The 24,377-nt window shown below is 57.1% G+C and carries 26 protein-coding genes and 1 pseudogene; 16 read left to right on the plus strand and 11 right to left on the minus strand.

Annotation, left to right across the window (positions count from 1 at the left end):
* Positions 1–48: 48 nt before the first annotated feature.
* From C7378_RS17145 to C7378_RS17155, 3 genes are all read right to left on the minus strand, one after another.
* Entirely contained in the window at positions 49–459 is a 411-nt protein-coding gene (locus tag C7378_RS17145; protein WP_131999414.1) for a hypothetical protein, read from the minus strand.
* A complete protein-coding gene (locus C7378_RS17150; RefSeq protein WP_131999416.1) occupies positions 443–865 on the minus strand; it encodes a hypothetical protein in 423 nt (140 codons plus the stop codon). The genes C7378_RS17145 and C7378_RS17150 overlap by 17 nt, the downstream gene beginning before the upstream one ends.
* A gap of 75 nt (positions 866–940) precedes the next feature.
* Entirely contained in the window at positions 941–1,900 is a 960-nt protein-coding gene (locus C7378_RS17155; RefSeq protein ID WP_131999418.1) for an MBL fold metallo-hydrolase, read from the minus strand.
* A 146-nt stretch (positions 1,901–2,046) separates the two neighbouring features.
* Here C7378_RS17155 and C7378_RS17160 point away from each other — a divergent pair, with 146 nt between their 5' ends.
* A complete protein-coding gene (locus tag C7378_RS17160; protein ID WP_243648337.1) occupies positions 2,047–2,556 on the plus strand; it encodes a TetR/AcrR family transcriptional regulator in 510 nt (169 codons plus the stop codon).
* Between the two features lie 65 nt (positions 2,557–2,621).
* Complete coding sequence (locus C7378_RS17165) at positions 2,622–3,083, plus strand: hypothetical protein (RefSeq protein WP_243648338.1); 462 nt, start codon at positions 2,622–2,624, stop codon at positions 3,081–3,083.
* 84 nt (positions 3,084–3,167) lie between these two features.
* Here the strand turns inward: C7378_RS17165 and C7378_RS17170 are convergent, their stop codons facing one another.
* Genes C7378_RS17170 through C7378_RS17180 form a run of 3 tightly spaced genes read right to left on the minus strand, consistent with a single transcriptional unit; the run spans position 3,168 to position 4,499 of the window.
* Positions 3,168–3,413, minus strand: coding sequence for an anti-sigma factor family protein (locus C7378_RS17170; protein ID WP_131999420.1), 246 nt, complete (start codon positions 3,411–3,413; stop codon positions 3,168–3,170).
* The gene (locus C7378_RS17175) at positions 3,404–4,033 is read right to left on the minus strand and encodes a sigma-70 family RNA polymerase sigma factor (RefSeq protein WP_131999422.1); all 630 of its coding nucleotides are present in this window, start codon (positions 4,031–4,033) and stop codon (positions 3,404–3,406) included. Before C7378_RS17175 ends, C7378_RS17170 begins: the two co-directional genes overlap by 10 nt.
* Before the next feature lies 1 nt (position 4,034).
* A complete protein-coding gene (locus C7378_RS17180) occupies positions 4,035–4,499 on the minus strand; it encodes a DoxX family protein (protein ID WP_131999424.1) in 465 nt (154 codons plus the stop codon).
* A 152-nt stretch (positions 4,500–4,651) separates the two neighbouring features.
* On the opposite strand from C7378_RS17180, the gene C7378_RS17185 reads away from it, so the two are divergent.
* From C7378_RS17185 to C7378_RS17230, 10 genes are all read left to right on the plus strand, one after another.
* Positions 4,652–5,431 carry a DUF1223 domain-containing protein gene (locus C7378_RS17185; RefSeq protein WP_131999426.1) on the plus strand — a complete coding sequence of 260 codons (780 nt, stop codon included), beginning with the start codon at positions 4,652–4,654 and terminating at the stop codon, positions 5,429–5,431.
* Between the two features lie 176 nt (positions 5,432–5,607).
* Positions 5,608–5,907: a hypothetical protein gene (locus C7378_RS17190; protein ID WP_131999428.1), complete on the plus strand. Its 300-nt coding sequence runs from the start codon at positions 5,608–5,610 to the stop codon at positions 5,905–5,907.
* 78 nt (positions 5,908–5,985) lie between these two features.
* On the plus strand, positions 5,986–6,867 hold the full coding sequence (gene bufB, locus C7378_RS17195; protein ID WP_131999430.1) for an MNIO family bufferin maturase: 882 nt from the start codon (positions 5,986–5,988) through the stop codon (positions 6,865–6,867).
* Positions 6,864–7,781, plus strand: coding sequence for an HvfC/BufC N-terminal domain-containing protein (locus C7378_RS17200; RefSeq protein ID WP_131999432.1), 918 nt, complete (start codon positions 6,864–6,866; stop codon positions 7,779–7,781). Before bufB ends, C7378_RS17200 begins: the two co-directional genes overlap by 4 nt.
* Positions 7,782–7,847: 66 nt before the next feature.
* Positions 7,848–9,344 carry an amidohydrolase family protein gene (locus tag C7378_RS17205; protein WP_243648339.1) on the plus strand — a complete coding sequence of 499 codons (1,497 nt, stop codon included), beginning with the start codon at positions 7,848–7,850 and terminating at the stop codon, positions 9,342–9,344.
* A complete protein-coding gene (locus C7378_RS17210; protein WP_207901472.1) occupies positions 9,331–10,587 on the plus strand; it encodes a LamG domain-containing protein in 1,257 nt (418 codons plus the stop codon). Before C7378_RS17205 ends, C7378_RS17210 begins: the two co-directional genes overlap by 14 nt.
* 319 nt (positions 10,588–10,906) lie before the next feature.
* Complete coding sequence (locus C7378_RS17215; RefSeq protein WP_243648340.1) at positions 10,907–11,485, plus strand: peroxiredoxin family protein; 579 nt, start codon at positions 10,907–10,909, stop codon at positions 11,483–11,485.
* Between the two features lie 65 nt (positions 11,486–11,550).
* Entirely contained in the window at positions 11,551–13,620 is a 2,070-nt protein-coding gene (locus C7378_RS17220; RefSeq protein ID WP_131999440.1) for a protein-disulfide reductase DsbD family protein, read from the plus strand.
* A gap of 30 nt (positions 13,621–13,650) precedes the next feature.
* Positions 13,651–14,262 carry an HD domain-containing protein gene (locus C7378_RS17225; RefSeq protein WP_131999442.1) on the plus strand — a complete coding sequence of 204 codons (612 nt, stop codon included), beginning with the start codon at positions 13,651–13,653 and terminating at the stop codon, positions 14,260–14,262.
* A gap of 106 nt (positions 14,263–14,368) precedes the next feature.
* Positions 14,369–15,241, plus strand: a complete 873-nt coding sequence (locus C7378_RS17230) for a hypothetical protein (RefSeq protein ID WP_131999444.1) — start codon at positions 14,369–14,371, stop codon at positions 15,239–15,241.
* A 130-nt stretch (positions 15,242–15,371) separates the two neighbouring features.
* On the opposite strand, the gene C7378_RS17235 is transcribed toward C7378_RS17230, so the two are convergent.
* The 3 genes from C7378_RS17235 to C7378_RS17245 all read right to left on the minus strand — a co-directional run bounded on the left by C7378_RS17235 (position 15,372) and on the right by C7378_RS17245 (position 17,411).
* On the minus strand, positions 15,372–15,671 hold the full coding sequence (locus tag C7378_RS17235; RefSeq protein ID WP_131999446.1) for a putative quinol monooxygenase: 300 nt from the start codon (positions 15,669–15,671) through the stop codon (positions 15,372–15,374).
* A gap of 183 nt (positions 15,672–15,854) precedes the next feature.
* The gene (locus C7378_RS17240) at positions 15,855–16,721 is read right to left on the minus strand and encodes a CPBP family intramembrane glutamic endopeptidase (RefSeq protein ID WP_165876871.1); all 867 of its coding nucleotides are present in this window, start codon (positions 16,719–16,721) and stop codon (positions 15,855–15,857) included.
* A 153-nt stretch (positions 16,722–16,874) separates the two neighbouring features.
* The gene (locus C7378_RS17245; protein WP_165876872.1) at positions 16,875–17,411 is read right to left on the minus strand and encodes a TetR/AcrR family transcriptional regulator; all 537 of its coding nucleotides are present in this window, start codon (positions 17,409–17,411) and stop codon (positions 16,875–16,877) included.
* Between the two features lie 165 nt (positions 17,412–17,576).
* Here C7378_RS17245 and C7378_RS17250 point away from each other — a divergent pair, with 165 nt between their 5' ends.
* The 4 genes from C7378_RS17250 (at position 17,577) to C7378_RS17265 (ending at position 21,484) form a co-directional block, all read left to right on the plus strand.
* A complete protein-coding gene (locus C7378_RS17250; protein ID WP_165876873.1) occupies positions 17,577–18,320 on the plus strand; it encodes an SDR family oxidoreductase in 744 nt (247 codons plus the stop codon).
* 43 nt (positions 18,321–18,363) lie between these two features.
* On the plus strand, positions 18,364–18,990 hold the full coding sequence (locus C7378_RS17255) for an FMN-dependent NADH-azoreductase (RefSeq protein WP_165876874.1): 627 nt from the start codon (positions 18,364–18,366) through the stop codon (positions 18,988–18,990).
* 308 nt (positions 18,991–19,298) lie between these two features.
* Positions 19,299–20,402 carry an adenine-specific methyltransferase EcoRI family protein gene (locus C7378_RS17260; protein ID WP_131999456.1) on the plus strand — a complete coding sequence of 368 codons (1,104 nt, stop codon included), beginning with the start codon at positions 19,299–19,301 and terminating at the stop codon, positions 20,400–20,402.
* On the plus strand, positions 20,402–21,484 hold the full coding sequence (locus tag C7378_RS17265) for a GmrSD restriction endonuclease domain-containing protein (protein WP_131999458.1): 1,083 nt from the start codon (positions 20,402–20,404) through the stop codon (positions 21,482–21,484). The genes C7378_RS17260 and C7378_RS17265 overlap by 1 nt, the downstream gene beginning before the upstream one ends.
* Positions 21,485–21,794: 310 nt before the next feature.
* Here the strand turns inward: C7378_RS17265 and C7378_RS17270 are convergent, their stop codons facing one another.
* Together C7378_RS17270 and C7378_RS17275 are read right to left on the minus strand one after the other, a co-directional pair.
* Positions 21,795–22,526 carry an SDR family oxidoreductase gene (locus C7378_RS17270; RefSeq protein WP_131999460.1) on the minus strand — a complete coding sequence of 244 codons (732 nt, stop codon included), beginning with the start codon at positions 22,524–22,526 and terminating at the stop codon, positions 21,795–21,797.
* Between the two features lie 363 nt (positions 22,527–22,889).
* Positions 22,890–24,251 (minus strand): annotated as a pseudogene (locus C7378_RS17275) (ParB/RepB/Spo0J family partition protein); the annotation flags it as partial.
* Positions 24,252–24,377 lie beyond the last annotated feature (126 nt).

A 24,377-nucleotide genomic window follows, 5' to 3' on the forward strand; every position in this document is an offset into this window, starting at 1 on the left:
GTGCCGTTCTCCAGATTGGCGTTCTGGAGCGGCTCTCCCACAGGTTGACTATGCTTCCAACCAGCGGATCGCGGCCGAAATGTCGTTGTAGAAGACCCTATAGTCTCCTTCGCCAAACGCCAGCCGTGCCAGGAACGCGCCTCTGCTATGAGGCACAACAATCGCGCGCCGCAGTTGGAGAGAAGGGTCCTTTTCTGATTCAAGTCTCTGCTGAACCAGCGCCGGGTCGACAGTCGGTAGCTCCAGCTCGAGAGCATCGTACAGAGCTCTGGGCGTTCCTGTGTCTGTGACCAACTGGAGAACACGTCTTTGGCATTCGCGGAGCAAGGACTCGTTAGGAACTCCTCGTATACGCGCAATGATGATGCCGCCCACGAGTTCAACCCACAACTGCTCGTTGTCCATAGATTCGCGCCCATTCAACATCATGCCCGGGAACTCATTAAGCCTTCTCCGCACGCAACTGCTTCCACACATCGAACGCAGTAAGCAACCCCAGAAGAAGAACAAAGCCAGGAATCACAGGCGGCTTGATGCCGAGAGGAAGAACGCTAGCCGGTACAGCAGGCTGTAGATGCACGTAGATCGCCACGGCCATTTGGGTAAAGAGGAGGAAACAGGCGGAGAGCAAGATGTAGTTTTTATTGACCGGGCTCATCGATCGTCGAAGCCACGGCAATAGAAAGAGGACACCTGTAAGCATCTCCGTCAGTTTGCCCGCGAGAATCGACTCGTGGGGTAAGTGACTCTGTTGAATCTGGATGTCAAACCATCCATGGAATGGCTGGAAGAATTTGAGGAATCCGAACAGGAGCATCACAACTCCCAGGAAAAGCGACAAGGTCTTGCTCAGACGGGTAGACATGATCTCTCCACTTTGCGGTTTTTAGGGGCCGGCGGACCTGACCAGCGTCTAGGGCAACCGGCTCTCATCCAGGTTTTAGCTTGCGGATTGAAGGCCGGGAGCGGGTAAGGCTGCTTCCTCGGCGCGCAAGGCTTCGAGGTGCTTATAGGCCGTGGGGACGTTGACAGAGTTGTGCGCCCACTCGAACAGGCTGTACTCGCCATAGTGAGACATACGGGCCGCCTCGAGCGTGGCCTCGATCGACCGGCCTTCTGCCATGGCTGCGCTAACCGCGGTATCAAGTTCCAGAAGATATCGAATCGGAAAATCAATATCGCTCGGCCGCATCGGACGCCCGTGTCCTGGAATAATCGTCGCGTCCGCAGGGAGGAAATCGCGCACCTTCATCAGCGTTTCAATGGTGTCCCGGTGGCGCCCTTCAAGAAGCCACGGAAGCGCCGGAGAAGGAGCCTGGATCATGTTGCCGACCCACAGAACCTTAGCGTCCGGCGTCCAGATCACCAGGTCACCCGGCGTCTGTGCAAATCCAAAGTGACGGATCTCAACCGTGCGACCACCAAGGTCGACGCTAATCATGTCCGAAACCGTGATATCGGCGCTGCGGGACTGCACACGCTCGATACCTTTGCCTTTTCCCATGAGCCCAAGCATGAAGCGACGATCGTCTTCAAACTTCTCGTCCATGTAGCGCTTGGTCGCTGGATGATGAATGACCACAGTAGTGTCCGGAAACACGTAGTTCCCGTACGCGTGATCACCGTGGTAGCTCGTGTTGACGAGGAACCGAATCGGCTTTGAGGTCTGCTGGCGGACGAGTCCGATGAGTTGGGAAGCGAGATCGCCATTCAGCATCGATTCGACAACCAAAACGTTCCGTTCGCCGACTACGAAGCCCGCCGTGGTTGCCACGTGATCCTTGGTGAATACATCGTCCGGCATCACAGCAAATACACCCGGCGCCATCTCTTTCGAGGTGAGGTTTACCGAGGCAGCATCCCAAGGAGGCGTTGTCTCTTGCTCGTTTTTCTCTGACATGACTTATTCCTTCGTCGAAGTTCCAACGGAGACAGAGGTGTCTGTCTGTATCGTGAAGCCAGTATAGACAGATGTGTCTGTCTGCTGTCAACATGTAATTCGTGAACACGACGAAACAATCCGATTCGCGAACCAGAATCCTGGCTGTGGCCGACCGACTTTTTTATGCAGAGGGGGTCCGGGCGACCGGGACTGAGAAGATCATGTCCCTCGCCGAGGTTGCAAAGGCAACGTTCTATCGGCATTTCGAAAGTAAGGATGCTCTCGTGCTTGCCTACCTCGAACACCGCGATCAAGCTCTATGGGACTACCTCTCCAAGCCCGGCCCTGCACAAAATCTCAAAGAGGCTCTGACGAAGTTCGAGCAATATGCGAACTGGCCCGAAGTGATCGGCTGCCCGTTCCTTCGTGTCGCCTCTGAATTCCCAGATACTGGGCATCCGTTCCATCGCGCGGCAATCGAGCACCAAGACAAGATCGTTGATTACCTCGCTGATCTGCTGCGGCCTTTTCCGATCGACAGAAGGGCGGCCGCGGCAGCGATACTCAGCGTCATCGATGGTGCACTGTCCACTCGGATGCTCTATGGAACGTCGAAGAAGATTCTGATCGTCTCGCCCGCCGAGGCAGTCCTTGCGAGCTTTCAGAGGGCGTGAAGTCAACCACTGCACCTTGCTTTGGTGCCAAACAGTGAGCCGGAGCGGTTTAGAAGGAGAAAGCATTGCTGACGCAGAAACACGCGCTCGAAGAAACTGCACCTGTTGGTACTCGGCCACGCAACGACACGCAGAGCCGATTCTGGATCATCGGATTCACAAGTCTACTTTTCATCTTGCTTCAGAGCGCATGCACAGCCTTCATGGCGCTCAGCGGACTGCGGCTTCTCATAGGAGTGGGCGCTCTAGCCGCTGCTACAGCAGGTGTCCATCTGGCGGCCTCGATTCATGGAGAGGCCATACGCATTCCGATGGAGATCGTGGCGGTTGTCGGGTCTCTACTCAATCTGTACGCGATTTGGCGCGTACGATCGTTGCGCGCGCGGCCTGCTTCTCAATGGAGAATGGCGCCGGTGAGCGCCGATAAGGTGCGTGCCGAATCTATCCAGATCGTCCTTGCAGTTGTCACCCTACTGTTGGTGGGAATCGAATGGAGCTTCCACATCTACTTGCACCATTCGATCTAGCGAGCATGATCAAAGCGAGGGCTGGGTTCTACTGTCCACCCCTCTCCAGTGTGACGCGCCGAAGTAAACGTCAAACCGGCTTCCTTATCGCTCGGTCTCCGCCAACTCCAGGTCGATCCGTGCGTGGAGGCGTTCGCTGAAGCCCACCGGCAATTCGAAGACTCTGTCATCTGCGGTGAGGATGATGATATTGCGTGTCGAGTCCAGGATCGCAGAGCAGATCTCGCAGTGTTCCAGATGCCTCTGCACGATGGTCCGGGTCTCTTCGGGCAGGGTGCCATCCAGATACTCGGAGATGTAGTTCCAAACATGTTTGCACTCTATGACCACGGGAGCCACCTCCTCTTCTGCGCTCTGCCGATTGTTTTCAGTTGAGGCGCCAATTCCTGTTGCAACATCACCCGCGCACGATGCAGCCGAACCTTTACGTTTGAGATGCTGATGCTGAGTGTCTGGGCGGTCTCGCTGACGTCCAACTCTTCGACGTCACGCAGAAGAAAGACCTGCTTATAAATCTCCGGCAGTGTTTCTATAGCCTTTTGTATGAGTCTCCGGACTTCATCTCGCTCGAGCGCCTCGGACGGAATCTCCCTCCAATCGCGCATGAGAGCAGGCGACACAGAGCCAGCTTCGTCGGGAGGTTCGTCCAAGGACTGCATCCGAACGACACCCTGCCGGCGCAGGCGGTTCCTGGCCTCATTCAGAGTGATGCTGATGAGCCATGTGCTGAACTTCGCGTCGCCGCGAAACGTTGATAGATTGCGGAAGGCCTTGATGAAGGCCTCTTGAGCCACGTCTTCTGCTTCCGCCTCGTTCTTCATGTACGACAGAGCCATCAAGTAGACACTTCGCTCATAGGGGCGGATCAACTCGTGATAGAGCTGCGTCTCTCCTGCAAGAATGGCCGCGATGACCTCTGCTTCAGGACGGTTTGGCGTACTTGCTTGCATCCTATTCGCCGACCCTCAGTCTCTTCGCCAGATAGGTGTCCGCTGCAAGGAAGCCAGCACCAAAGATCAACACCATGAGCGAGGCGAACAGGAATGTGTACGGGTCAGCCACATAGAACTTTCCCGGATCGGAGAAGATCGACGTAAGCGCTTCACGGTCTGCCGTCCAATAGGCTACCAGCATGTTTCCTGCGAGCAGTAACGCGATTGGCCGCGAGAACAGCCCGATCATGAGAAGGATACCGCCCACGAATTCCAGCGTTGAGACGAATGGGGCGTTGATGCCCGGGAACGGGATATTGAGGCTAGCGAAGAAGGCCGTGATCTTTGCCAGATTGTGGAGCTTACCCCAACCTGTCTGAGCAAACTGGAAGCCCCAGTAGAGCCTCACCGCGAGAAGCATCGGCGACTGCAAGTGCGAGAGGGCGGAAGCAGCACGGCGATAGATACGAAGCAAGTGATTCATGGAGTCCTCTTTCAACGGGTCCGTTCAGTGGAGCGGATACCGCCTTTTCGCTTCGTTAGAGGCAGTGATCGCACATTGGTTACAACGGAGCGCTTTGTAACCGTTCTCACCTTGTCACGTCAGACTAGGGCCATCTGGCTGGAGGTACACCCATGCAGTTCCGTAGCGTCTTCGCTGTCTCAATCTCCTTGTTTTCGATCCATCCTCTGTTGGCAGGGGTTCAGTCAACAGGACCTGCGGTTGACAGAGCTCCCAACGTCGCGATCGTCGAGCTCTTCACCTCCGAGGGCTGTTCGAGTTGTCCTCCGGCCGACGCGCTCTTGGGACAGATCCACCTCAAACAGTCGCCATCAGGACAGCTCATCGTAGGGATCAGCGAGCATGTCACCTACTGGAATAGCTTGGGCTGGAAGGATCCATACTCCTCTCCTGTCTTTACTGAGAGGCAGAGCGCGTACGCCTCCCGGCTCTCTCCGGAGGGCTCCTATACGCCACAGATGGTCTTGAACGGCAAGGATCAGTTCGTCGGGAGCAACGGCACGGCTCTTGATCGCGCTCTCCGCGAAGATGCAAAGCGGACACACGTTGATCTAAGAATTGTGGCGGCGACGCTCTCAGTGGACGGAGTGGATGCGAAGTTCTCGCTGTCGGGGCACACCTCGAAGCCGCTCGATGTCATTGCGGTACTCACAGACGATGCGGACCGTTCGAGTGTCCTGCGTGGAGAAAACACAGGCAGACTCCTGCAACATGTCTCAGTCGCTCGTTCGCTGACCAGGGTTGCGACGGTCGCCGGCGATGCCGAGAAGTCGATCCATCTTCCGCTCCCCGATGGCTTTCAAACCGCTGTGGGTGCGGGTCATCACATTGTGCTTTTCGCACAGGAAGCACACCAGGGAACGATCGTGGGAGCTGCCACCGCGTCCCTCTGAACTTTCCGCGTAAATTCTTTGCGTCTCTTGTAACCCAACACGCTTTCGAGCCTCAAACAGGCGCGACATGGGAAGAGCAGCCTCCCAAGTCAGCAATGATGCTCTTCCCGGTCACCGGGTCATGACTCCAAACTCCAGGTTGCACGCCTGGCTCAACTAAGGAAAGGAATCTCTTAATGAAGACCACGACTGTAAGCAACCTCGCACTGGCCGCAGCTTTCGCAGGCCTCCTGGGCGGCACCGCTGTCCGTCTCAATGCTCAACCCCTCGCCGGTCACACGGGCGTCTCCAGCGTGTCGCCCGCGATCGCTGGTGCGATTGCAGATAACGGCCAGAAGGATCTCCCCAAGCACGCCTGCAAGGGCCAGAACGACTGCAAGGGCCAGGGCGGCGGCGACAAGAAGCATGCCGGCAAGAACGCATGCAAGGGACAGGGCGCCTGCGCGACCGATGGCTCCAAACCCCCGAAGAGCTAACTCGAACGACTGTAGGGGGCTTGTGTACGAGCACGAGCCTCCTTCATTTCAACTGCGTCATCGTTATGGGAGTTCTTCATGCCTGCCAATCGCTTCAACGGATATACCGACTACGAGGTCGGCATTGGTCTGAGGGTTCCTCATTATGACCACATTCTCTCGAAGAAGCCGATCGTTGACTGGTTCGAGATCATCTCGGAGAACTACATGGTTGATGGCGGACGCCCGCTGAAGATTCTCGATCAGATTCTCGATCAGTACCGAGTCGTGCAGCACGGCGTCTCCATGTATTTTGGCAGCGCACAACCCCTGAACCGCGATCACCTCAAGCGGATCAAGGAACTGACGAAGCGCACGAAGACTCCGTGGCTTTCGGATCATCTCTGCTGGGGCAGCGTGGACGGCCGTTATACCCATGATCTGCTGCCGCTGCCGTATACCTTTGAGGCCGTGCGCACCACGGCCGAGCGCATTCGCATGGTGCAGGACTTCCTCGAAATCCCTCTCGCTGTCGAAAATGTCAGCAGCTATGCGGCATATAACGACTCTGAGATGACCGAGTGGGAGTTCCTCAATGAGGTCGTTCATGCCGCCGACTGCGGCATTTTGCTCGATGTGAACAACATCTACGTGTCGTCGCAGAACCATGACTTTGATCCGATGGACTACGTGAACAGCATTCCTGCGGAACGCGTTGCGCAAATCCATATCGCTGGTCACTCAAAATTTGAGAAGTACATCCTGGACACGCACGATCACCCCGTGCTCGATCCTGTTTGGAAGCTCTACGGACGCGCCATTGAGCGTTCAGGACCAACAGCCACGTTGCTGGAATGGGATGACAACATCCCCAGTTTCGACGAGGTCCATGCTGAAGCTTTGAAAGCGCATCGCTTCCTTCGTGCTGCCGAGACGGCGATGAGTGTCGGGGCTGGCCTTCGTGAGGAGGCCCATGTATGAACTTGCTCGAGTTGCAACGCCGCATGGCAGAGGATGTTCGGCGTCCCCTCACTGAAGATTACGAGATGCGAAGCTTTGCCGACGACGGTCGACCGGTCGCTGATATTGCCGCCAGCTACATCAGCCCGAACAGCCGCCTAAGCTCATTCGAGCGGCTGGAGATCTACAACCGGCAGTATTGGTTTCGCCTGATCACGGCAGTGTCAGAAGATTATCCGACGCTGAACGCCCTACTTGGACAGAAGCGATTCGACGCTCTGATCCTCGCTTACCTTGATGAGCACCCGTCAACCTCTTGGACCTTGCGTGACCTGGGTGCAAAGCTCCCGGCGTTCCTGGCTGCCCATCCCGAGTTCGCTGGTCGCCGCCATCGCTTGGCAGTCGACGTAGCAAACCTTGAGCTGGCGTATGTCGATGCGTTCGATGGGAAGCAGCTCGATCCGTTGACGACGGAAGAAGCGCAGGCAATCGGAGCGGATTCGAGGCTTTTCCTCCAACCGCACCTGCGCCTTCTCGAGCTGGCCTATCCAGTAGACAATCTCGTCTTAGCCGTGAAGAAGGAGATGCCGGAGGTCGACATTGTAAGCAGCGCCGCTACGCATCGCGACGTGACAAATCGCGCGAAGATCCCGCCGGTCAAGAGAGGCAAGCTGTTTCTCGCCGTACACCGCTACGATGACTCCGTCTACTATCGCCGACTGGAAAAGGAAACGTTCCTCTTGCTGGAAGGACTTCGTTTGGGTGCATCTGTGGCTGCAGCAGCTTCACAGGCATTTGCGAAGTCGAAGCTGACCCCCGACGCCCAAGCGCTTCTGCTGCAGCAGAGTTTCGCACATGCTTCGCAACTTGGATGGCTATGCCCGCTCCCTGGAACCGATGTGGCGCTTCCTCACTTGGAGATGAAAGTGAACTAGTGCAGAAGAGCATCTGCTTTACCTGCTCCTATCCTGCCAGACCCACCTGGTTGATTTATGGTGAACATGCATAAACGCTGCTCTTTCTCGCTATTGCTGGCCACTACCCTGATCGCCAGCACTTCTCTTACAGCGCAGGTCGGCTCCGCGAAGATGCCGTCACCTGAAATCCGTCAACTCACGAAGTACGATGCTTCCTCTCAAGATGAACTACGTCTGCTGCACATTCGTGTTATCGACGGGACCGGGCGAGTCGCACTCGAAGATCAGACTCTTACCCTGCGGAACGGAAAGATCATCCGCGTCTCTCCCACGAAAGCAGATGAGGAAGCTGATGGTCATCACGCGCTCGACCTCTCAGGCAGAACGGTTTTGCCCGGTCTCGTGGGAATGCACGATCATCTGTTTTACGTTGCGCGGGTCCACGACGACGCGGAGCATCAGACAGGCTTCCCCACACTCCTTCCACAGATGACGTACTCCGCGCCGAGGCTCTACCTTGCCAACGGCGTTACGACCGCGAGGACCACCGGCTCCATGGAGCCCTATACGGACCTGAACCTGCGAGACGCCATCGAAGCCCTCCAGATTCCCGGCCCCCATCTTGATGTTACGGGGCCATATCTGACGGGTGAAGGGAATGTCTTCCTCCAGATGCACACACTGCATGGACCAGATGAGACACGAAAGATGGTCGATTACTGGGCAGACCAAGGAGTAACGAGCTTCAAGGCCTACACCGATTTGACCCGCGCCGAACTAAAGGCCGCCATTGATGAGGTACACGCCAGAGGTCTCAAGATCACGGGACACCTGTGCTCTGTAACCTATCCAGAAGCGGCCGAGATGGGAATCGACAATCTGGAACATGGCTTCTCGGTAAATACGCAGCTGGATCCGGGAAAGCAGCCTGATGTGTGTCCCGCAACTCAGGGAGCCGCCACTCAGAAAGTCATGGATCCTGACGGTCCGGAGGCCAAGGCATTGATTCGCCTTCTGGTGCAGCACCATGTCGCGATCACCAGTACGCTTCCCGTCGAAGAAGCGGACGGCGCCAGCAATCCGCCTTTGCGCCAAAGAGCACTCGACATGCTTTCTCCACAAGCCAGGGAGACTTACCTGTACGAACGAAACGCGCAGATGACGACCCGCCGTGAAGCATTGCAACGCAATCGATTCCCGCTCTTCAAGCGTGAAGAACTGTTTGAGCGCCGCTTTGTCGAGGCGGGCGGCGTTCTTTTGGCAGGGCCTGACCCCACTTCAGACGGCCATATCCTTCCGGGATTTGGGGACCAACGCGAGATCGAATTGCTGGTCGACGCCGGCTTCTCGCCGCTGGAAGCGATAAAGATCGGCACGTTGAATGGTGCGACGTACCTTGGGCGAGCGGATCACATCGGCAGTGTCGAAGCTGGGAAGGACGCGGATCTGGTGATTGTCCCTGGTAATCCGGGTGCCAACATCAACGATATCGAAAACGTGGAGTGGGTAGTCCAAGGCGGCAGGGTGTACGACTCCGCAGCCCTCTTGGATTCTATGAAGGGCACTTATGGTTTGTACTGATCGTAGATATGTAAGCCGAGTGAAGAAATTACGGCGCCCATGTGCCTTTCGGGCGATGTGGCGGGTCATCCTGTCGTTCCTGATTGCCGGGACCAGCATGACCGTAACCGCGGATTCGCTTCACGCGGCAGGTCTCAGAGATAGCGATCGAACCTATCCAATGGACAGGACTCATTGGCAGATGTCGCCGCCGATCGGATGGGCCGGTAGGGTTGAAGGCGTTGCTACATTCGCGCGCGACGAGGGCATCCCGACAGGCACGATGAAGCTGAACGAGGGCGTCGCCACGCTCAGCGAGGGCACGTTCGCGCAAGGCCAGATTGACCTTGACATAAAACCGCTCGGCTATAACGATGCCGGCATCATCTTCCGCCGTCGAGGAGACGACGATGGCGAATTCGTTTATGTTCGAGCGAATCCTGATTGCCCTGCGGCGCAGGATTGCGTGCAGTATGCACCCGTTACGCACGGACTGATGGGCTGGAACATATATCCGAACTACCAGGCATCCGCGCCGATCAATGCGACCGGCTGGAATCACCTGACCATCCGGGTCGCGGGTGACCGAATGCAGGTGTTTGTGAACCACGCAGCTGAGCCCGTGCTGACGGTTGCCCGCTTGCTCGGCTTGACTAGCCAAGGTGGAATTGCGCTCAAAGGGCCTGCAGTGTACGCCAATTTGATCGTACAGTCGGGGCCGCCGGTCATGGTGGCCGCCGCCGCACCCGCCGCCGCTCCGGGCCTCCTGACGAACTGGTTGGCTGCGCCTCCAACGGCGAATCCAACGCCCCTGACGGTCAGCATAGCCGACGTCCCGCCGGATGGCGCGTGGCAGTCAATCGCGGTCGAGCCGACTGGGCTCGTGAACCTCGGCCGCACATTCGGGGCTGCGCATGCTCCGTCCGTGTCGGTCGGCTGGCTCAAGGCGGTGATTGATAGCTCCGCTCCGCGTCGCGCATTCCTGCATGCTGGATTCGCGATGCAGGTTGTCGTGTTCGTCAACGGCCAACCGGTCTACCGCGGCAATAACCCCTATTATCCTGAGGAAGCACGCCTTTCGCCCGGGGGCCGGATCGGCTTCGACAATGCTCTTATTCCCATTGACCTGAAGCGTGGTCACAACGAAATCGTGCTTGCGGTGGGTAATGATTGGCGGGCAGACCCGCCCGAGCGCCACCCGTCGCACTATGGTTGGGCCGCCGAAGCCCGAATCGACGACGATCCATCAAACCCCGGGTCGTAGTGGCAACAGGTTTGTGATGACGGATACCCACCGTAGAGTCGTGCCTTTGCGATGCCTAACGGTCCGTCGCCTAATCGTGTGAGCTCTTCGAGTCTGTAGAGACGTATCTCGAAGCGTTGAGCGCGTAACGCGGGTCGGAACTCTGTGAAGGTTGATCGTTCGTGTGTGACGATCACCGCGCTTCTGCAGTGCGGTGTCGAGGCTAAGCGCTGCCACTGCGCTTCTCTCTCCGTTCTACGAATGCCTTTAATCTTGGAAGTGAAATCCCGTAACCAATGGGCCGTTCTTTTGTCTCACGGACATGTTCAAGGAGCGCCTGATGTACATCTATAACCTCGATCGATTCCGTAAACTGTTCCGCATTTTCTCGACCCTATCGCTACTGCTCTTCGGAACAGCCTTGTACGGGGAGCCTCCCGCCGTCGGTACCCAAGCCCCGGACTTCACCCTTTCGACCCCTACCGGTAAGACCGTGCAGATGTCGAAGGAACTCCATGGGCACAACTTGGTGTTGGTTGTGCTGCGAGGTTTTCCCGGTTATCAATGCCCATACTGCGTGAAACAGGTTCACGACTTCGTTGATCATGCAACTGATTTCGCGGCCAAGAATGTCAAGGTCCTTCTTGTCTATCCCGGCCCCCCGGCAGACCTGGATCAGCACGCCAAAGAGTTTCTTGCCAAGCAGTCCGACTTGCCAGCAAATATCGTTCTGGTTACCGATCCGGATTACAAGATGACCAATGCGTATGGCCTCCGTTGGGATGCGCCACATGAAACGGCCTATCCCTCCACATTCATTCTCGATAAGAATCGGACGGTCGTTTTCGAGAGGATCAGTCACAGTCACGGGGATCGCTTGTCCGCACAGGACTCGCTGGACCAGCTCGCAACGAAGTGATCGTTCCTGGCTGCCTCCCTGACGCTGGCGCAGCCTCTCTTTTCTCTTGTCTCTCAGGTCATGTCATGCGAACCTTCCGCCAGTATCTTCTGTCACTTCTTCCGCTCGCAATGCTCTCGATGTCCGCCGTGGCCCAGATCCATGAGGTGGGGACTGGAGTTCCAGGGCCGGTGCAGGCCCCGCACTTGACCGCCGAGTTGATTGCCGATTCCGATACGATCTCGCCGGGTGGAACGGGTCATGTCGCGCTGTACTTGACGCTTGAACCCGGGTGGCACGTGTATTGGGTCTATGCCGGAGACTCAGGTGAGGCGCCGCGTGTCATGTGGTCCGCTCCCCAGGGGGTCACGCTTGGCCCGATGGAATATCCTGCGCCCTCACGGCTGCCCCTAGGGCCGTTGATGGACTACGGCTACGAGGGGACGGCAGTTTTCCCTTTTAGCCTGACAGCATCCAACGAACTCTCTCTTGGCATGGCACCGCTGAAAGCGCATGTGCAATGGCTGGTTTGCCGGGAGATATGCCTCCCCGGTAAAGCGTTTCTTGGGTTGAACCTCAAGATCGCTCCGACAGCGTCTTCAGTAAGGAATCCATTGATTGACGCGGCGCTTCATGCTGAGCCACTTCCGCTGCCCAATTCCATCAACGTTCACGTGAGTGCCAACCGCAGCCTTCTCACGCTGGATCTCGACACCGGCCATAGGGAGACGGCCCTCGAATACTATCCTCTCGACGACGACTCGATTCGCAACGCAGCCGAGCAGATGGTCGAGCCTACCCCGCGAGGTGCGAAGCTCGTCATCGAACGTGCAGAGACTACGGACGTCCTGCCCAAGCAGATTAAAGGCGTTCTGAAGCTGAGTGGAGATCGGTCCTATACCTTCGATGTTCCTGTCGGAGCCCCTGTCGCGCAATCTACCGCGCACAGCGAGCCCGGACTTTTCATAGCCATCGTTCTCGCGTTTGCAGGGGGCATCATTCTGAATCTGATGCCCTGTGTTTTCCCGGTGCTCTTCCTGAAAGCTCTATCGCTGGTCAATAGCGCGAATGAAAGCGCCTCCCGGCAGCGGCGTCATGGGATGGCCTATACCGCAGGCATTGTTTTCTCCTTCTGGATCATCGTCGCCGTCCTGTTGACACTGCGCTTTGTCGGGAAACAATCGGGATGGGGCTTCCAGCTTCAGTCCCCGGGCTTTGTTGTCGCAATGGCCTTCCTGCTCTTCTTTATGGGGCTCTCGCTGGCCGGGATGTTCGATCTTGGCCTGACGCTAACAAGCGCCGGTGACAGCCTCACCCGCAAGGAAGGCTACACCGGCTCCTTCTTCACCGGCGTGCTGGCTACCGTCGTTGCGACCCCCTGCACAGCACCGCTCATGGGAGCTGCGATCGGCTTCGCACTCTCGCAAAGTGCGATTGTGACATTCACGGTGTTCACGGCGTTGGCTCTAGGCCTCGCGGTGCCTTATCTGCTTCTGACGCTCGTGCCCGGATGGGCAAGCAGGTTACCGCGGCCCGGGAGCTGGATGGAGACTCTGAAGCAACTGACTGCCGTCCCGCTCTTTCTGACAACGGTATGGCTCATTTGGGTATATGGCCGCTTGAGTGGAGGCGATTCCGGCGAAAGCTCGGACCATATCGCCCGCCTGCTGGTGGGGTTAGTTGTCCTCACGATCGCAGGCTGGGCTCTCGGACGTTGGCCGGCGCGCCGTTGGAGCTATGTGTCGGCGCTATGCATCAGTGCTTCAGCTTTCGCGATCCCATTGTCAGGCAGCCACTCCGACAAGATTAAATGGCAGCCTTTTTCTGACGCTGCACTCGCCGCAGCTCACAGCCAGGGCAAGCCTGTCTTCGTCGACTTCACCGCGGCCTGGTGCCTCTCCTGCCAGGTCAATGAGAAGGCCGTGTTGCAGGACAAGAGCGTAGAGCAAGAACTCCTTCGCCAGCACTATGTACTGCTTCGCGCCGATTGGACTCGTTACGATCCCGAGATCACGGGAGCCTTGAGCAAGGTCGGCCGCAGCGGAGTCCCAACCTACGTTGTTTTTTCCTCTGACCCCAGCAGCAGAACGCATGTCTTGCCCGAAATGCTCACCCGCGGTGTTGTGCTCGACGCGATCCGGCATGCAGGATCATAGAGCGAATTTCTGCATTGGAGTTCTCACGAGATGCAAGAGCCCGGCTTGATCCAGATTCAACAAATCGTTCAGTTCGTCCTGGAGATCGACAAACTCAAAGGCGTGCTGCGCAAGGTGAAGCCCGTGGGAGAGGACCGCTATGAAAACACGGCGGAGCATAGCTGGCAGATCGCTGTCTTTGCGCTTTCTCTCGCCAGGACTCTTGAGCTCTCTGTGGACCCGGAGCGGGTTGTCGCCATGCTACTCGTCCATGACATCGGGGAGATCGACGCTGGAGACAAATTCGTCTTCGCTCAGGATGGATGGGAAGAACGCAAAGCGGCGGAACTACGCGCCGTGGAACGGATCTTTTCCTTTGCACCGGAGACACTTGCAGGATTCCTTCTGGACATGTGGAAGGAGTTCGACGCCGGCGAAACGCAGAATGCGCGGTTTGCGAAAGCGATTGATCGGAGTATGCCGGTTCTTCTCAACCTCTCGAACGGAGGGGGAAGCTGGCTCGAAAATCGGGTCACGTATGAGCGGGTATGCGCTCGGGTCGGTCCAGAAATAGAAGCGGGATGCCCTGAACTCTGGAAGTACGTGGAGCGGCAACTCGAAAGGGCAAGGCAAAAAGGTTTCTTCGCTGAAACGCAAGGCTGAGGACTATATGAGAGATGGCAATGATTTGTCGGCCAATTGCGTTCTTCAACACTGCCTTAAGGCATTCGCGCTCTTTCTGGCTTCGCTTCTTGGAATGGGGCACTTGTTGGCACAGCCCGCGGCTTATAGAACTACAGATGTCCTGAAGGTTGGGAGCTCAAGCATCAACGTAGTGATCTCAGGCGCTAAACCTGACGTGTCGTATGACATGCTGCTTGCCTATGTAGGCGACGCTGCTCGTGCCGTCTCGCACTACTACGGGACATTTCCCGTTGACCGCGCTCAACTCCAAATCGTCGTAGTGCCCGGGCGCGCAGGTGTGCTGCAAGGAACAACCTGGGGAGACAGAGACGGATTTCCGGCAGTGGTGCTGCTGCGGATTGGCGAACATACGAGCCAGGACGACCTTCGAACCGACTGGAAATTGACTCATGAATTCGTCCACACGGCTCTTCCGTCGCTCCCAGACGACCAACACTGGCTGGAGGAGGGCATCGCGACCTACGTCGAACCTATAGCCCGATATCAGAGCGGCTTTCTTACCAAGCAGCAGGTGTGGTGGGGAATGGTAGATGGCATGCCCAACGGGGAGCCCGGAAACACAGATTTAGGCCTTGACAATACGCACACATGGGGACGCACGTATTGGGGCGGCGCCCTCTTCTGCCTGGTTGCAGACATCCAAATCCGTCAGCAGACAAAGAACGCTCTCGGACTCCAAGATGCTCTCGCCGCAATTGTTCGTGCGCACGGCTCGATCAAAGACGAATGGCCGATAGAGCGCGTTCTTCTTGTCGCAGATAAGAGAACCGGGACAACGGTTCTTGAAGATCTCTACAAATCCTGGCGTGCGACCCCGGTAAAGGTCGACCTAATCGGGCTCTGGAGCCAACTCGGGATCAGTAACGGCCCAAAAGGTGTCTTGTTCGACGACTCGGCGCATCTCGCCGACGTGAGGGACTCGATCCTTCATCCATGACGCGCGAGGGATAGGAAGTCAACTACCGCGTTGAATCAATGCGGTTCTTGACAAGTGAAGAGGAAGGAACGTTGCGTTCGCTTCCGCTTCACTCTCAAAACGTCAGTTCGAACCTGTCGAAACGCCTTGATTAGGAGAGCTTCTCGGTCAGAATGTCGGTCGCTTGGATCTGCGGCGGTGAGACGAACAGCTCTTCGGCGCGTGCGAAGAGCGCTTTGGCTACTTCGCCGCTGACATGAGCACTCCTGCCGGCTTCATCTTTGAAGGTGTCGAAAATGCCGAACGTCGCCGGTCCCACCCTGTACGCGAACCAGGTGGTTGTGCCCGTTTCGGCTTCTACCAGCGGAAGCGCGGACTTCAAAAAGCTCTCTACTTCTACCTCTTTGCCCGAGCGAGCCTGCAAAGTTACCAACAACCCAACTTGATTCATTCCGTCGCTCCTATAGTGAGGGGACAACAACTGTCCTGTTCATGTCGCTACTTCGCCGAGAGGCACTCGCGTGCCACGTGTGCCAACTCCTGGAGGTCTGCTCCATGCCGTTAGAAGCGGAATCCGCTCATGGGTTACAGCGTTCCTCTGGGGCCTCAGGCCGCACCGGCCCCCTTCAACTCCCTACTCCTGTGATGCCGCGGTCTGGAGGCCTATTTCCTGCCCAACGCTGAGTCCACTTGCGTGACGGTCATTGGAGACGAGAATCACAGCCGCAATCACGATGGAGAGTGCCAATCCAGCGCCAAACTCTGAGGTGATGTACTTGGACACGCCGACCGGCGCAGTCAGTTGATCGTAGATGCCCTGGACGAAGGTGTTGTGGGTTGCGTGGACAAGAACACAAGGCCAGATGCTGCCCGAACGCAGCCGCAGGTAGCCCATGATGTAGGCCATCGCGATCACGCCCAAAGTAAAGCAACTCATGGCAAAAAGCGGATTGGTGCCGACGTTGTAATCAGCCCAGAGAAGCCCGGGAAAGTGCCAGACCGCCCAGATCGCTCCTGAGATGAGGCACGCACCATGAAAGCCGACCCGTTGGTGCAAGCGGGGAAAAAGGAATCCACGCCAACCTAATTCCTCACCCAGAGCCCACACGCAGGTGGCGATCACATTGACGGTGAACAATAACGGTAAGGCGACGGCAAAGGTTCCGAAGATGGGCCGTTGACCCAGTCCATACATGCCGGACATGGTTGCTTCGAAGCTTTGCAGCGAGAACGTACGGTTGATCGCTAGCCAGGTGACGAGGTAGACGGGCGCGGCATAGATCAAGGGAAGGAAGTATGCGAGCTTGAGGAAACGCGGTGCGGGCCAACTCCAACCCAGACTTCCCACTGGGACGCGAAGGAACAGGCAGGTGGAAAGTGCGGCAAACCCAGGGCACCACATCGTGAACCGGCTGAGTGGCGCGTCCATGTGGTGGCTGTGAAGCACAAGCGCGTATGCGGCTATGCTGAAGAGGCAGAGGAGAGCCAAGAAGACGGCCACTTGCTTAATCCAATTGCGCGCTGATGATAGGGAGTTCAGGGTCATTTGTTCCATCCGGCCTCTCGGTTCTGTTTGCGAGCATCGCGATCGACGCCGGACCGCGCTGGCGAACTGGCTCAGTCCCCGCACACCGAAACGAGGAAGTGCTTCTCGTCATTTAGCGAGAACAAGGTGCATATAGCTGCGGGCGTCTTTCAGAAGTTCATCGCGGGAAACTCCGGCTTTGGCGCGAAGCAACAATCCCTGCATCAGGTCCACAAGCGCCCGGGCTCGCACTTTGGCCGCTAGAGTGCGACTCAAACGGCCCGCCTTCATTTCTTTCTCGAATCTTTTCGTGAAGAGCTCAGCGGTTTCGGTTAGGCCCTTCGCGAAGTAGGAACGGATTTCGTCCACTCGCTCCGACTGTCCTAAGGCCGCTGCGGCCATCATGCATCCGGCGCGGCCTTCGCCGGTTGCCGTATCGACCGTAGCCTCGCAGAAGGCGGTCACGGCTTTATGGATGTCCGGCTCCGCTTGAAACGCCGCGATCATTGGCATCCCATACGTCATTGCATAGTGTTCGACCGCTTTGAGGAGAAGAGTGGGTTTGTCGCCGAAAGCCCGATACAAGGCAGGTTTGGTAACGTGCACGGCCCGCGCGATCCGCTCGACGTCGACACCTTCATAGCCATGCTCCCAAAACATCTCCACGGCACGGTTAAGTGCATCTTCAGCCGCAAAGGCCTGTGGCCTCCCCGGGCCGCGCTTACTCGCATTAGTTACCATGACGTACGAAACTCCTTGCTTACGTCCTACAAGGTATCGTACTCTCGCGTATGTAATACTTCAACACCCAGACGACTGGAGGGTAACCAGATGGACCCGCTCAAGGGAAAGATCGCGCTCATCACCGGCGGCACCAGCGGCATAGGAGCAGCGACTGCCAAGCTCTTTCAAAAGGAAGGCGCGACGGTGATCGTGACTGGCGCAAGCGAAAAGAGCGTGAACGCCGCCCGGGAAGCGATGCCAGGCATTGAGTTCGTCCACTCCAACGCGAGCGATACCCAAGCGGCACAGCACCTTATCGAATCCGTCGCGCAAAAACATGGCAGGATCGACATTCTCTTTGTGAACGCAGGGATCGCGCGGGTATCCAGCGCGGCGGACACGGAAGAGCAGCAATTCGATGAGCTGTTTGCAACCAATGTACGCGGACCGTACTTCTTGCTCAAACGTGCGATCCCCGTCCTGTCGGATGGTGCCTCTGTCATCCTGACCTCCTCGGCCGGAGCTCTGCGCGGCTTGCCGGGTCTCAGCGCCTACAGCGCGAGCAAGGCAGCGCTGCGGTCAGTGGGCATAACGCTCGCCGTGGAACTGGCTTCTCGGAAGATTCGGGTGAACACCATCACTCCCGGACCGATCAATACGCCGATCGCCGGGAAAATGGGTCTGACTCCGGCACAGATGGCTGGCTTCGGAGAGATGATCGCGCGTGTGCCGCTGCAGCGGCCTGGAGAGCCTGAGGAGATCGCTGCCGCTGCGTTCTACTTTGCCTCGGATGAATCACGCTTCACCACGGGAACGGAACTGATCATCGACGGCGGTCTGACGTTGCTGTAAACGCTCATCGACGTCGCCTTCGCCCCAACCGAAAGGAATGGTTATGCCAACCCTGCTCGCTCTGGAAGTAAGCCCTCGTGGGGATCGTTCGATCTCTCGCGCTCTTGGAAAGCGATTCGTCGGCGAGTGGCAAGCGGTCAACCCGGAGGGAACCGTGATCTATCGAGATCTGAACGCGCCGCGCGTCCCCTACATGGACAACGACTGGATCGGGGGTGTGTATGCTCCGGATCAAGTGGAGCGGACGCCCGAGATGCAGAAGGCGCTGGCGCTCTCCGACGAGTTGATCGCCGAGCTTCGAGCTGCTGACGCGCTGCTAATCAGCACGCCAATGTACAACTTCACCATTCCCGCGGTTCTGAAATCGTGGATCGACTACGTCGTTCGTCCAGGCTACACCTTTCGTCTGGCCCCGGGCTGGCCGGGGATGCTGGAGAACAAAAAAGCCAAGGTGATTGTTGTGTCGCGCGACAGCTACGGGACAGATCAACTGAGCGAGGCGGACGACCAGGTGACACCGGTGCTGCGAAAGGCACTGGGTTTTATCGGAATCCACGACATCAGTGTGTTGCGGGCAGGAGGAAGCCTCGCAGTGAACCTTGGCAAAGTCCGTATTGAAGATCATTTGGAAAGCTACGCAGATGAGGTTAGGGCGCTTGCAGAAAACTGATCTGAGTGCTTCCAAAACGTCCCCTCAAACAAGAACCGACGAAGTCAAGCAGCGCGGAATCCAATCAGCTTGCTGATCCAGAGGTTGTCCGTCTTCAGGGCACGCACGGATTGCTGGCGACAAGCCGACTTGTCGGTACCAATCGGATTCGGTGTGCGCCTAGGCGATCAGGGATTCGCACGCCAACAATCTCAAGATCATGACCGATTTGATCGGCACTACGCGCTCAGGAAGTGATCGTCTAGATGCATCTTCGATTGAATCCGCGACCTAACCCAGGAATCTGCCCTGCGATAGTAAACTTTCGTATGGCCGAAACTGCACCGACAAAGACGAGCAAGAGCGGGAAGAAACCCTCAGATTCGGGGGCCGCTGTAGCTAGCAGGGTCAAAAACCAAAGCCTTGGCAAAGCCCGTGACGCCAAGCAAGACGAGTTCTACACTCAACTTTCGGATATCGAACGTGAGCTGAAGCACTACAAGAAGTATTTCAAGAACAAAGTTGTGTACTGCAACTGCGATGATCCTCGTGTCAGCAACTTCTTCCATTATTTCTCGTACAACTTCGACCGGCTTGGTCTGAAAAAACTGGTAACCACCTGCTACAAGAGCCAGCACCGCGATCTGTTCAGCCAACACGATTCTGAGCAGGCAATTCATCTTGCCTACTGCGGCGGAAATGCTGGAACCGGCGTCCCTGACCCGGAAGAAATTGGCATTCAGTACCTAAAAGGCGACGGAGACTTCCGAAGCGAGGAGAGTCTCGCTCTCTTGAAAGAGGCCGACATCGTGGTCACGAATCCACCCTTTTCTCTTTTTAGGGAGTACATTGCTCAGCTGATCCAATATGACAAGAAGTTCCTAGTCGTCGGAAACCAGAACGCCATTAGTTATAAGGAAATTTTCAATCACATCATCGAAAACAGGATGTGGCTCGGCAATAGGAGCGGCGATATGGCTTTTCAGGTGCCCGACCACTATGAGGAGCGCGAGACCAGATTCTGGGTGGATGAGAACGGCCAGAAGTGGAGGAGCCTCGGAAACGCCTGCTGGTTCACGAACCTTGACATCGCGAAACGCCATGAAGAGCTGATCCTCTATAAGGAATACAACCCTCGGGACTATCCAGCTTATGTCAACTACGACGCCATAGAGGTCGGGAAAACGAGCGACATCCCAGCGAATTACCCCGGCGCTATGGGGGTCCCCGTGACCTTTCTCGACAAGTACAATCCGGACCAGTTCGAAATCCTCGGTTCAAGCCGGACACTTGGTCAGCCGATGTCTCAAGTCGCCGAGAGGGGGAGCTATGCCCAAGGGGGACCCCGATTTTATCTCGCCAACGGTGATGGTACCTACCAACGTTTGTATGACCGGATCGTGATCAAAAACAGAATGCTAAAGGCCAGCTGATGAAGATCGAGCTCAAAGAGATCACTGTTGCTGAGTTGACGAATGGCTATGAGGATAACGCCGAGGCTGGTGTTGTTGCCTTTGACGGGAAGCTTGATATCCGGCCACCGTACCAGAGAGAGTTCATTTACAAGGACAGGCAAAGGGATGCTGTCATCGACACGATCACAAAGGATTTCCCGCTGAACGTGATGTATTGGTCTGTTCAGGATAATGGTGAATTCGAAGTCATTGACGGCCAGCAGCGCACTATCTCGATCTGCCAGTATGTTGAAGGCGACTTTGCCTTTCACGGTCGCTACTTCCACAATTTGAAGCAGGACGAGAAGGAAAAGCTTCTCAAGTATCGTTTGATGGTGTACCTGTGCAGCGGCGGCGAAAGCGAAAAGCTTGAGTGGTTCAAGACCATCAACATTGCTGGCGAAAAGCTCACCGATCAGGAGCTACGCAACGCAGTGTATTCAGGGTCATGGGTATCAGATGCCAAGCGGTACTTCAGCAAGAATGGCTGTCCGGCTTATGGCTTGGGCGGCGACTACCTAGCGGGTTCACCCATCAGGCAAGATTTCCTAGAGACGACGATCTGCTGGATCAGCGGCGATCAGATCGAAGCCTACATGGGCAAGCAACAAAATAAGCCAAATGCGAACGAGCTTTGGCTCTATTTCCAAGCCGTTATCAACTGGGTGAAGGCCACGTTCCCGAAATATCGCAAGGAGATGAAAGGCATTCCCTGGGGTGAGCTATACAACCTCCACAAAGGCAACGAGCTCGATCCCGCCACGCTCGAAAACGAAATCGGGCGCTTGATGCTTGATGAAGACGTCACGAACAAGAAGGGCATCTACTCCTACGTTCTTGATCAAAAGGAGAGGCACCTGAACATTCGGGCCTTCACTGACAACATGAGACGCGAAGCGTACGAGCGACAGAGCGGCATCTGCCCCGTCTGCAAAGAGCACTTCGATATCACGGGTATGCACGCGGATCACATCACGCCGTGGCATCAAGGCGGGAGGACGTCCGCTGCGAACTGCCAAATGCTATGCGCAGAGGACAATCGACGGAAATCGGGAATTTAGCCCGGAAGATCAGCACAGGGTAGGCTGCGTTCTTCACTAGGACCTCGCATGTATCGACGACATGAGCAAATTGTGCCGAGTGGTCGCGGGAAGAGTAAGCCAAGTTCGGGAACGCTTAGCCTTCAATGCACTCAGTATCCGCAGCTATGGTTTGCCTGGATCATTGGTCTCGATAAACGCACTTGTCATCAGCTGACCCAGAAATGCACTCACCGAGTCCGCTAACCCACTGCATTCGTGATCAGGCAACCAGAACGAAAGAGCGGAACCCATCGGGCTCCGCTCCTTCGTTGCTTCGTACCCTCGCAAGCTACCAGCTGTATGCGCCGTCCTTGTGGAAGAAGCCTGCGGTTGGGCCGTCGTCGCCGATCTGGGCGTACTTTGCGATCGCGATGGCGCCGTCGGCCGCCGTACCTGGACCACTGTGGTTGTTGAGGTCCGTGGCGACGTAGCCGGGGCAAACCGAGTTGACCTTTGCGTTTGTCTCCCGCAGTTCCCACGCCAGGTTGACGGTGAACATGTTCAGCGCTGCCTTGGAGGCGTTGTAACCGAGCGGTTTCACACCGTAGAACGGCGACTCCGGGTTGGTATTGATCTCGAGCGAGCCAAGACCGCTGGAGACATTCACGATGCGGGGCGAGGGCGCTGCCTTCAGTAGCGGCAGCAGCGGCTGAGTGAACTCCACAGTGCCGAAGAAGTTGGTGTTGAAGATGTGCTTCATGGCGTCGATGGAGGCCTTACTCGCAGGTGCATCGGCTCCTGTCATGTCGGCAACGCCAGCGTTGTTTACCAGCACATCCAGGTGGCCGAATTCCTTCGAGATCTTTTCGGCAAGTGCAGTGGCGGTTTCGTGCGCGCGTTCCAGATCTGCGTGTACAAATCGGACGTCCAATGCTTCGGAGCGAAGCTTTGCCGCAGCCTCTTCACCACGGGCGGTATCGCGTGCGCCTAACAGTACCGTAAAGCCGGCTTTACCGAGCGCCCTCGAAACCTCAAACCCAATGCCCTTGTTCGCGCCCGTCACCAGAGCTAGCTTTGCCATGAACCCTCTCCTGTACTGCTCGGTTCTTAGATTCTGTGAGGCGCTGAAGGTTTCAGCGATCGCTCAAAGTTCTGCGCAGTTCTCGGGGACACATGCATGGCAATGTGGATGGCTACTGTAGCTCCCCTCGAACACCAGGAGCCCTCACAAAACGTACTCCTATGCATTTAGGCGCCGCAGGCAGTGAGGGGACAGAATGCAAAGAGGAGGAACTTGACTCTTTGCCGCGCAGCCGGCGAGCGGAGGCCGGACTAGAGGCGGGATGAGTGCCGGGAGAAACCGAAGGGGATTCTCCCGCCGCGATTTCTGGGCCTTCTGGAGACAAAACGGCCCCGGACGAATCCGGGGCCAGAGTGAATGAACTTAGGCGGCTTTCTGTTTCTTGGCGGCCACCGTCTTCTCGGCCGGTTTGACGAGAGTAGGAGCCGCTTTCGATTTGCTGGCTTTCTTGGGTTTGGCCCGGGGTGGAGCGAACAGCGCCTCGGCCTCCGTCAGCAGGTCGGGATCGGTGTCGCGCGGGATGCCGAGATGGTCGGTCAAGGCGAGACGCAGAGCAAAGCTGGTTAGCTTCTCGTCGGGCGTGTCGCCGAGCGCGGCCAGCACGATCTCCTGCTCGGTCTGTTCGTGGTTCTCGCCATCCCCGGCGAAGTGGCTCGCCACTTCTTCAAGGAAGCTGTACGGATCGATGAAGACGACCAAACGCAGAAACAAGCGAAGCTGCTCTGCAATGAACATGGCGGGAGCTTTTTCGAGGATGCGGTCGAAGGTGGCCAGACGCGCCTTGTGCTGCTTCTCACGGCGGGCTTGCTCGGCTTCATACTCTTTCTGCTGGCGTTCGAACTCGGCTTTGCGCTCCTCCTCTTTGCGCTCCTGTTCGGCGTGGTACTCGGCCATGCGTTGCTCATGGTCGGCGTGGCGTTGGGCCGCTTCCTCCTCCGTTTCTTCCTCCACAGCAGGAGCCATGACGGGCGGCGGGTCGGCGGCAATGCGGGCAGCTTCGCGAGGGTTGTGTACCGGGCAATCAGGCTCAACACACACGGTGAGGGTGCGTCCGGCATGTTTGCCAAACACGATGAGAGCGGATTTGGTGTGACTGCATGGCGGCTCGGCGTCGGGGTTGTCGGGGATGTCGAGTTCGCAATACTGGTGCTTTTGTAAGGCTCCGGGGTGTTGTTCCTTCGGCGCTCTCCAAGCGGTTTCGATGGTGACGAGTTCGGGCCGCGCGGCAAGTTCGCGGTCGATGTGCGCCGTCACCTTGGCTTGGAAGCAGGGCGCGTCAAGGCACTGGTCGCCCTGCACGTCGGCAAACAGGCTGGTGTTGAAGCCGCTGCGACGTGGGCAGGTGATGCAAGCCCCAGCCTCCGGTTTGAGGGTGGTGTCTTCGCGGTCGAACGGTGCCTCGGCAAGGTTCAGGTAGAGGTTGGCCTGAATCCATGCGCTCAGGTGCTTGGCGGGCAGCAAGTGGGCTTCCTTGTCCTGCCAGTCCTTGCGCCAGCAGTTCTCGAACGCTTCGGCCTGATGCTCCTGCGGTAGACGTGCGATGAGGTTGGCGTGACTCGCCGTGATGCGCTCCTCAACGAATGCCTGGGCGACATCGGGAATGAGTTGCAACAGCGAGAGACGGGCGTAGATATGGCTGGCGCTCTTGCCGGACTTGGCGACAAGCGCAGCGACATCATAGCCGGGCAGGTCCAAGAGACGCTGAAAGCCTTGCGCCTCTTCGTAGGGGTGGACATCGACGCGCTGCGAATTTTCTACTTATCTTTAGTCCTTCAGAAGCAGTCCATGACGTCTACGACGTGCCATTTCACAACGTCGTGGAATTGTTAACTGTAGAGCGTCTATGACGTG

This window comes from Acidipila rosea (genome assembly GCF_004339725.1).
GTDB lineage: Bacteria > Acidobacteriota > Terriglobia > Terriglobales > Acidobacteriaceae > Acidipila > Acidipila rosea.

Coding starts and splice junctions, on each gene's coding strand:
- C7378_RS17150 (WP_131999416.1), bottom strand. CDS start 865: ATGTCTACCCGTCTGAGCAAGACCTTGTCGCTTTTCCTGGGAGTTGTG.
- C7378_RS17155 (WP_131999418.1), bottom strand. CDS start 1,900: ATGTCAGAGAAAAACGAGCAAGAGACAACGCCTCCTTGGGATGCTGCC.
- C7378_RS17175 (WP_131999422.1), bottom strand. CDS start 4,033: ATGCAAGCAAGTACGCCAAACCGTCCTGAAGCAGAGGTCATCGCGGCC.
- C7378_RS17180 (WP_131999424.1), bottom strand. CDS start 4,499: ATGAATCACTTGCTTCGTATCTATCGCCGTGCTGCTTCCGCCCTCTCG.
- C7378_RS17185 (WP_131999426.1), top strand. CDS start 4,652: ATGCAGTTCCGTAGCGTCTTCGCTGTCTCAATCTCCTTGTTTTCGATC.
- C7378_RS17190 (WP_131999428.1), top strand. CDS start 5,608: ATGAAGACCACGACTGTAAGCAACCTCGCACTGGCCGCAGCTTTCGCA.
- bufB (WP_131999430.1), top strand. CDS start 5,986: ATGCCTGCCAATCGCTTCAACGGATATACCGACTACGAGGTCGGCATT.
- C7378_RS17200 (WP_131999432.1), top strand. CDS start 6,864: ATGAACTTGCTCGAGTTGCAACGCCGCATGGCAGAGGATGTTCGGCGT.
- C7378_RS17205 (WP_243648339.1), top strand. CDS start 7,848: ATGCATAAACGCTGCTCTTTCTCGCTATTGCTGGCCACTACCCTGATC.
- C7378_RS17210 (WP_207901472.1), top strand. CDS start 9,331: ATGGTTTGTACTGATCGTAGATATGTAAGCCGAGTGAAGAAATTACGG.
- C7378_RS17215 (WP_243648340.1), top strand. CDS start 10,907: ATGTACATCTATAACCTCGATCGATTCCGTAAACTGTTCCGCATTTTC.
- C7378_RS17220 (WP_131999440.1), top strand. CDS start 11,551: ATGCGAACCTTCCGCCAGTATCTTCTGTCACTTCTTCCGCTCGCAATG.
- C7378_RS17225 (WP_131999442.1), top strand. CDS start 13,651: ATGCAAGAGCCCGGCTTGATCCAGATTCAACAAATCGTTCAGTTCGTC.
- C7378_RS17235 (WP_131999446.1), bottom strand. CDS start 15,671: ATGAATCAAGTTGGGTTGTTGGTAACTTTGCAGGCTCGCTCGGGCAAA.
- C7378_RS17250 (WP_165876873.1), top strand. CDS start 17,577: ATGGACCCGCTCAAGGGAAAGATCGCGCTCATCACCGGCGGCACCAGC.
- C7378_RS17255 (WP_165876874.1), top strand. CDS start 18,364: ATGCCAACCCTGCTCGCTCTGGAAGTAAGCCCTCGTGGGGATCGTTCG.
- C7378_RS17260 (WP_131999456.1), top strand. CDS start 19,299: ATGGCCGAAACTGCACCGACAAAGACGAGCAAGAGCGGGAAGAAACCC.
- C7378_RS17265 (WP_131999458.1), top strand. CDS start 20,402: ATGAAGATCGAGCTCAAAGAGATCACTGTTGCTGAGTTGACGAATGGC.
- C7378_RS17270 (WP_131999460.1), bottom strand. CDS start 22,526: ATGGCAAAGCTAGCTCTGGTGACGGGCGCGAACAAGGGCATTGGGTTT.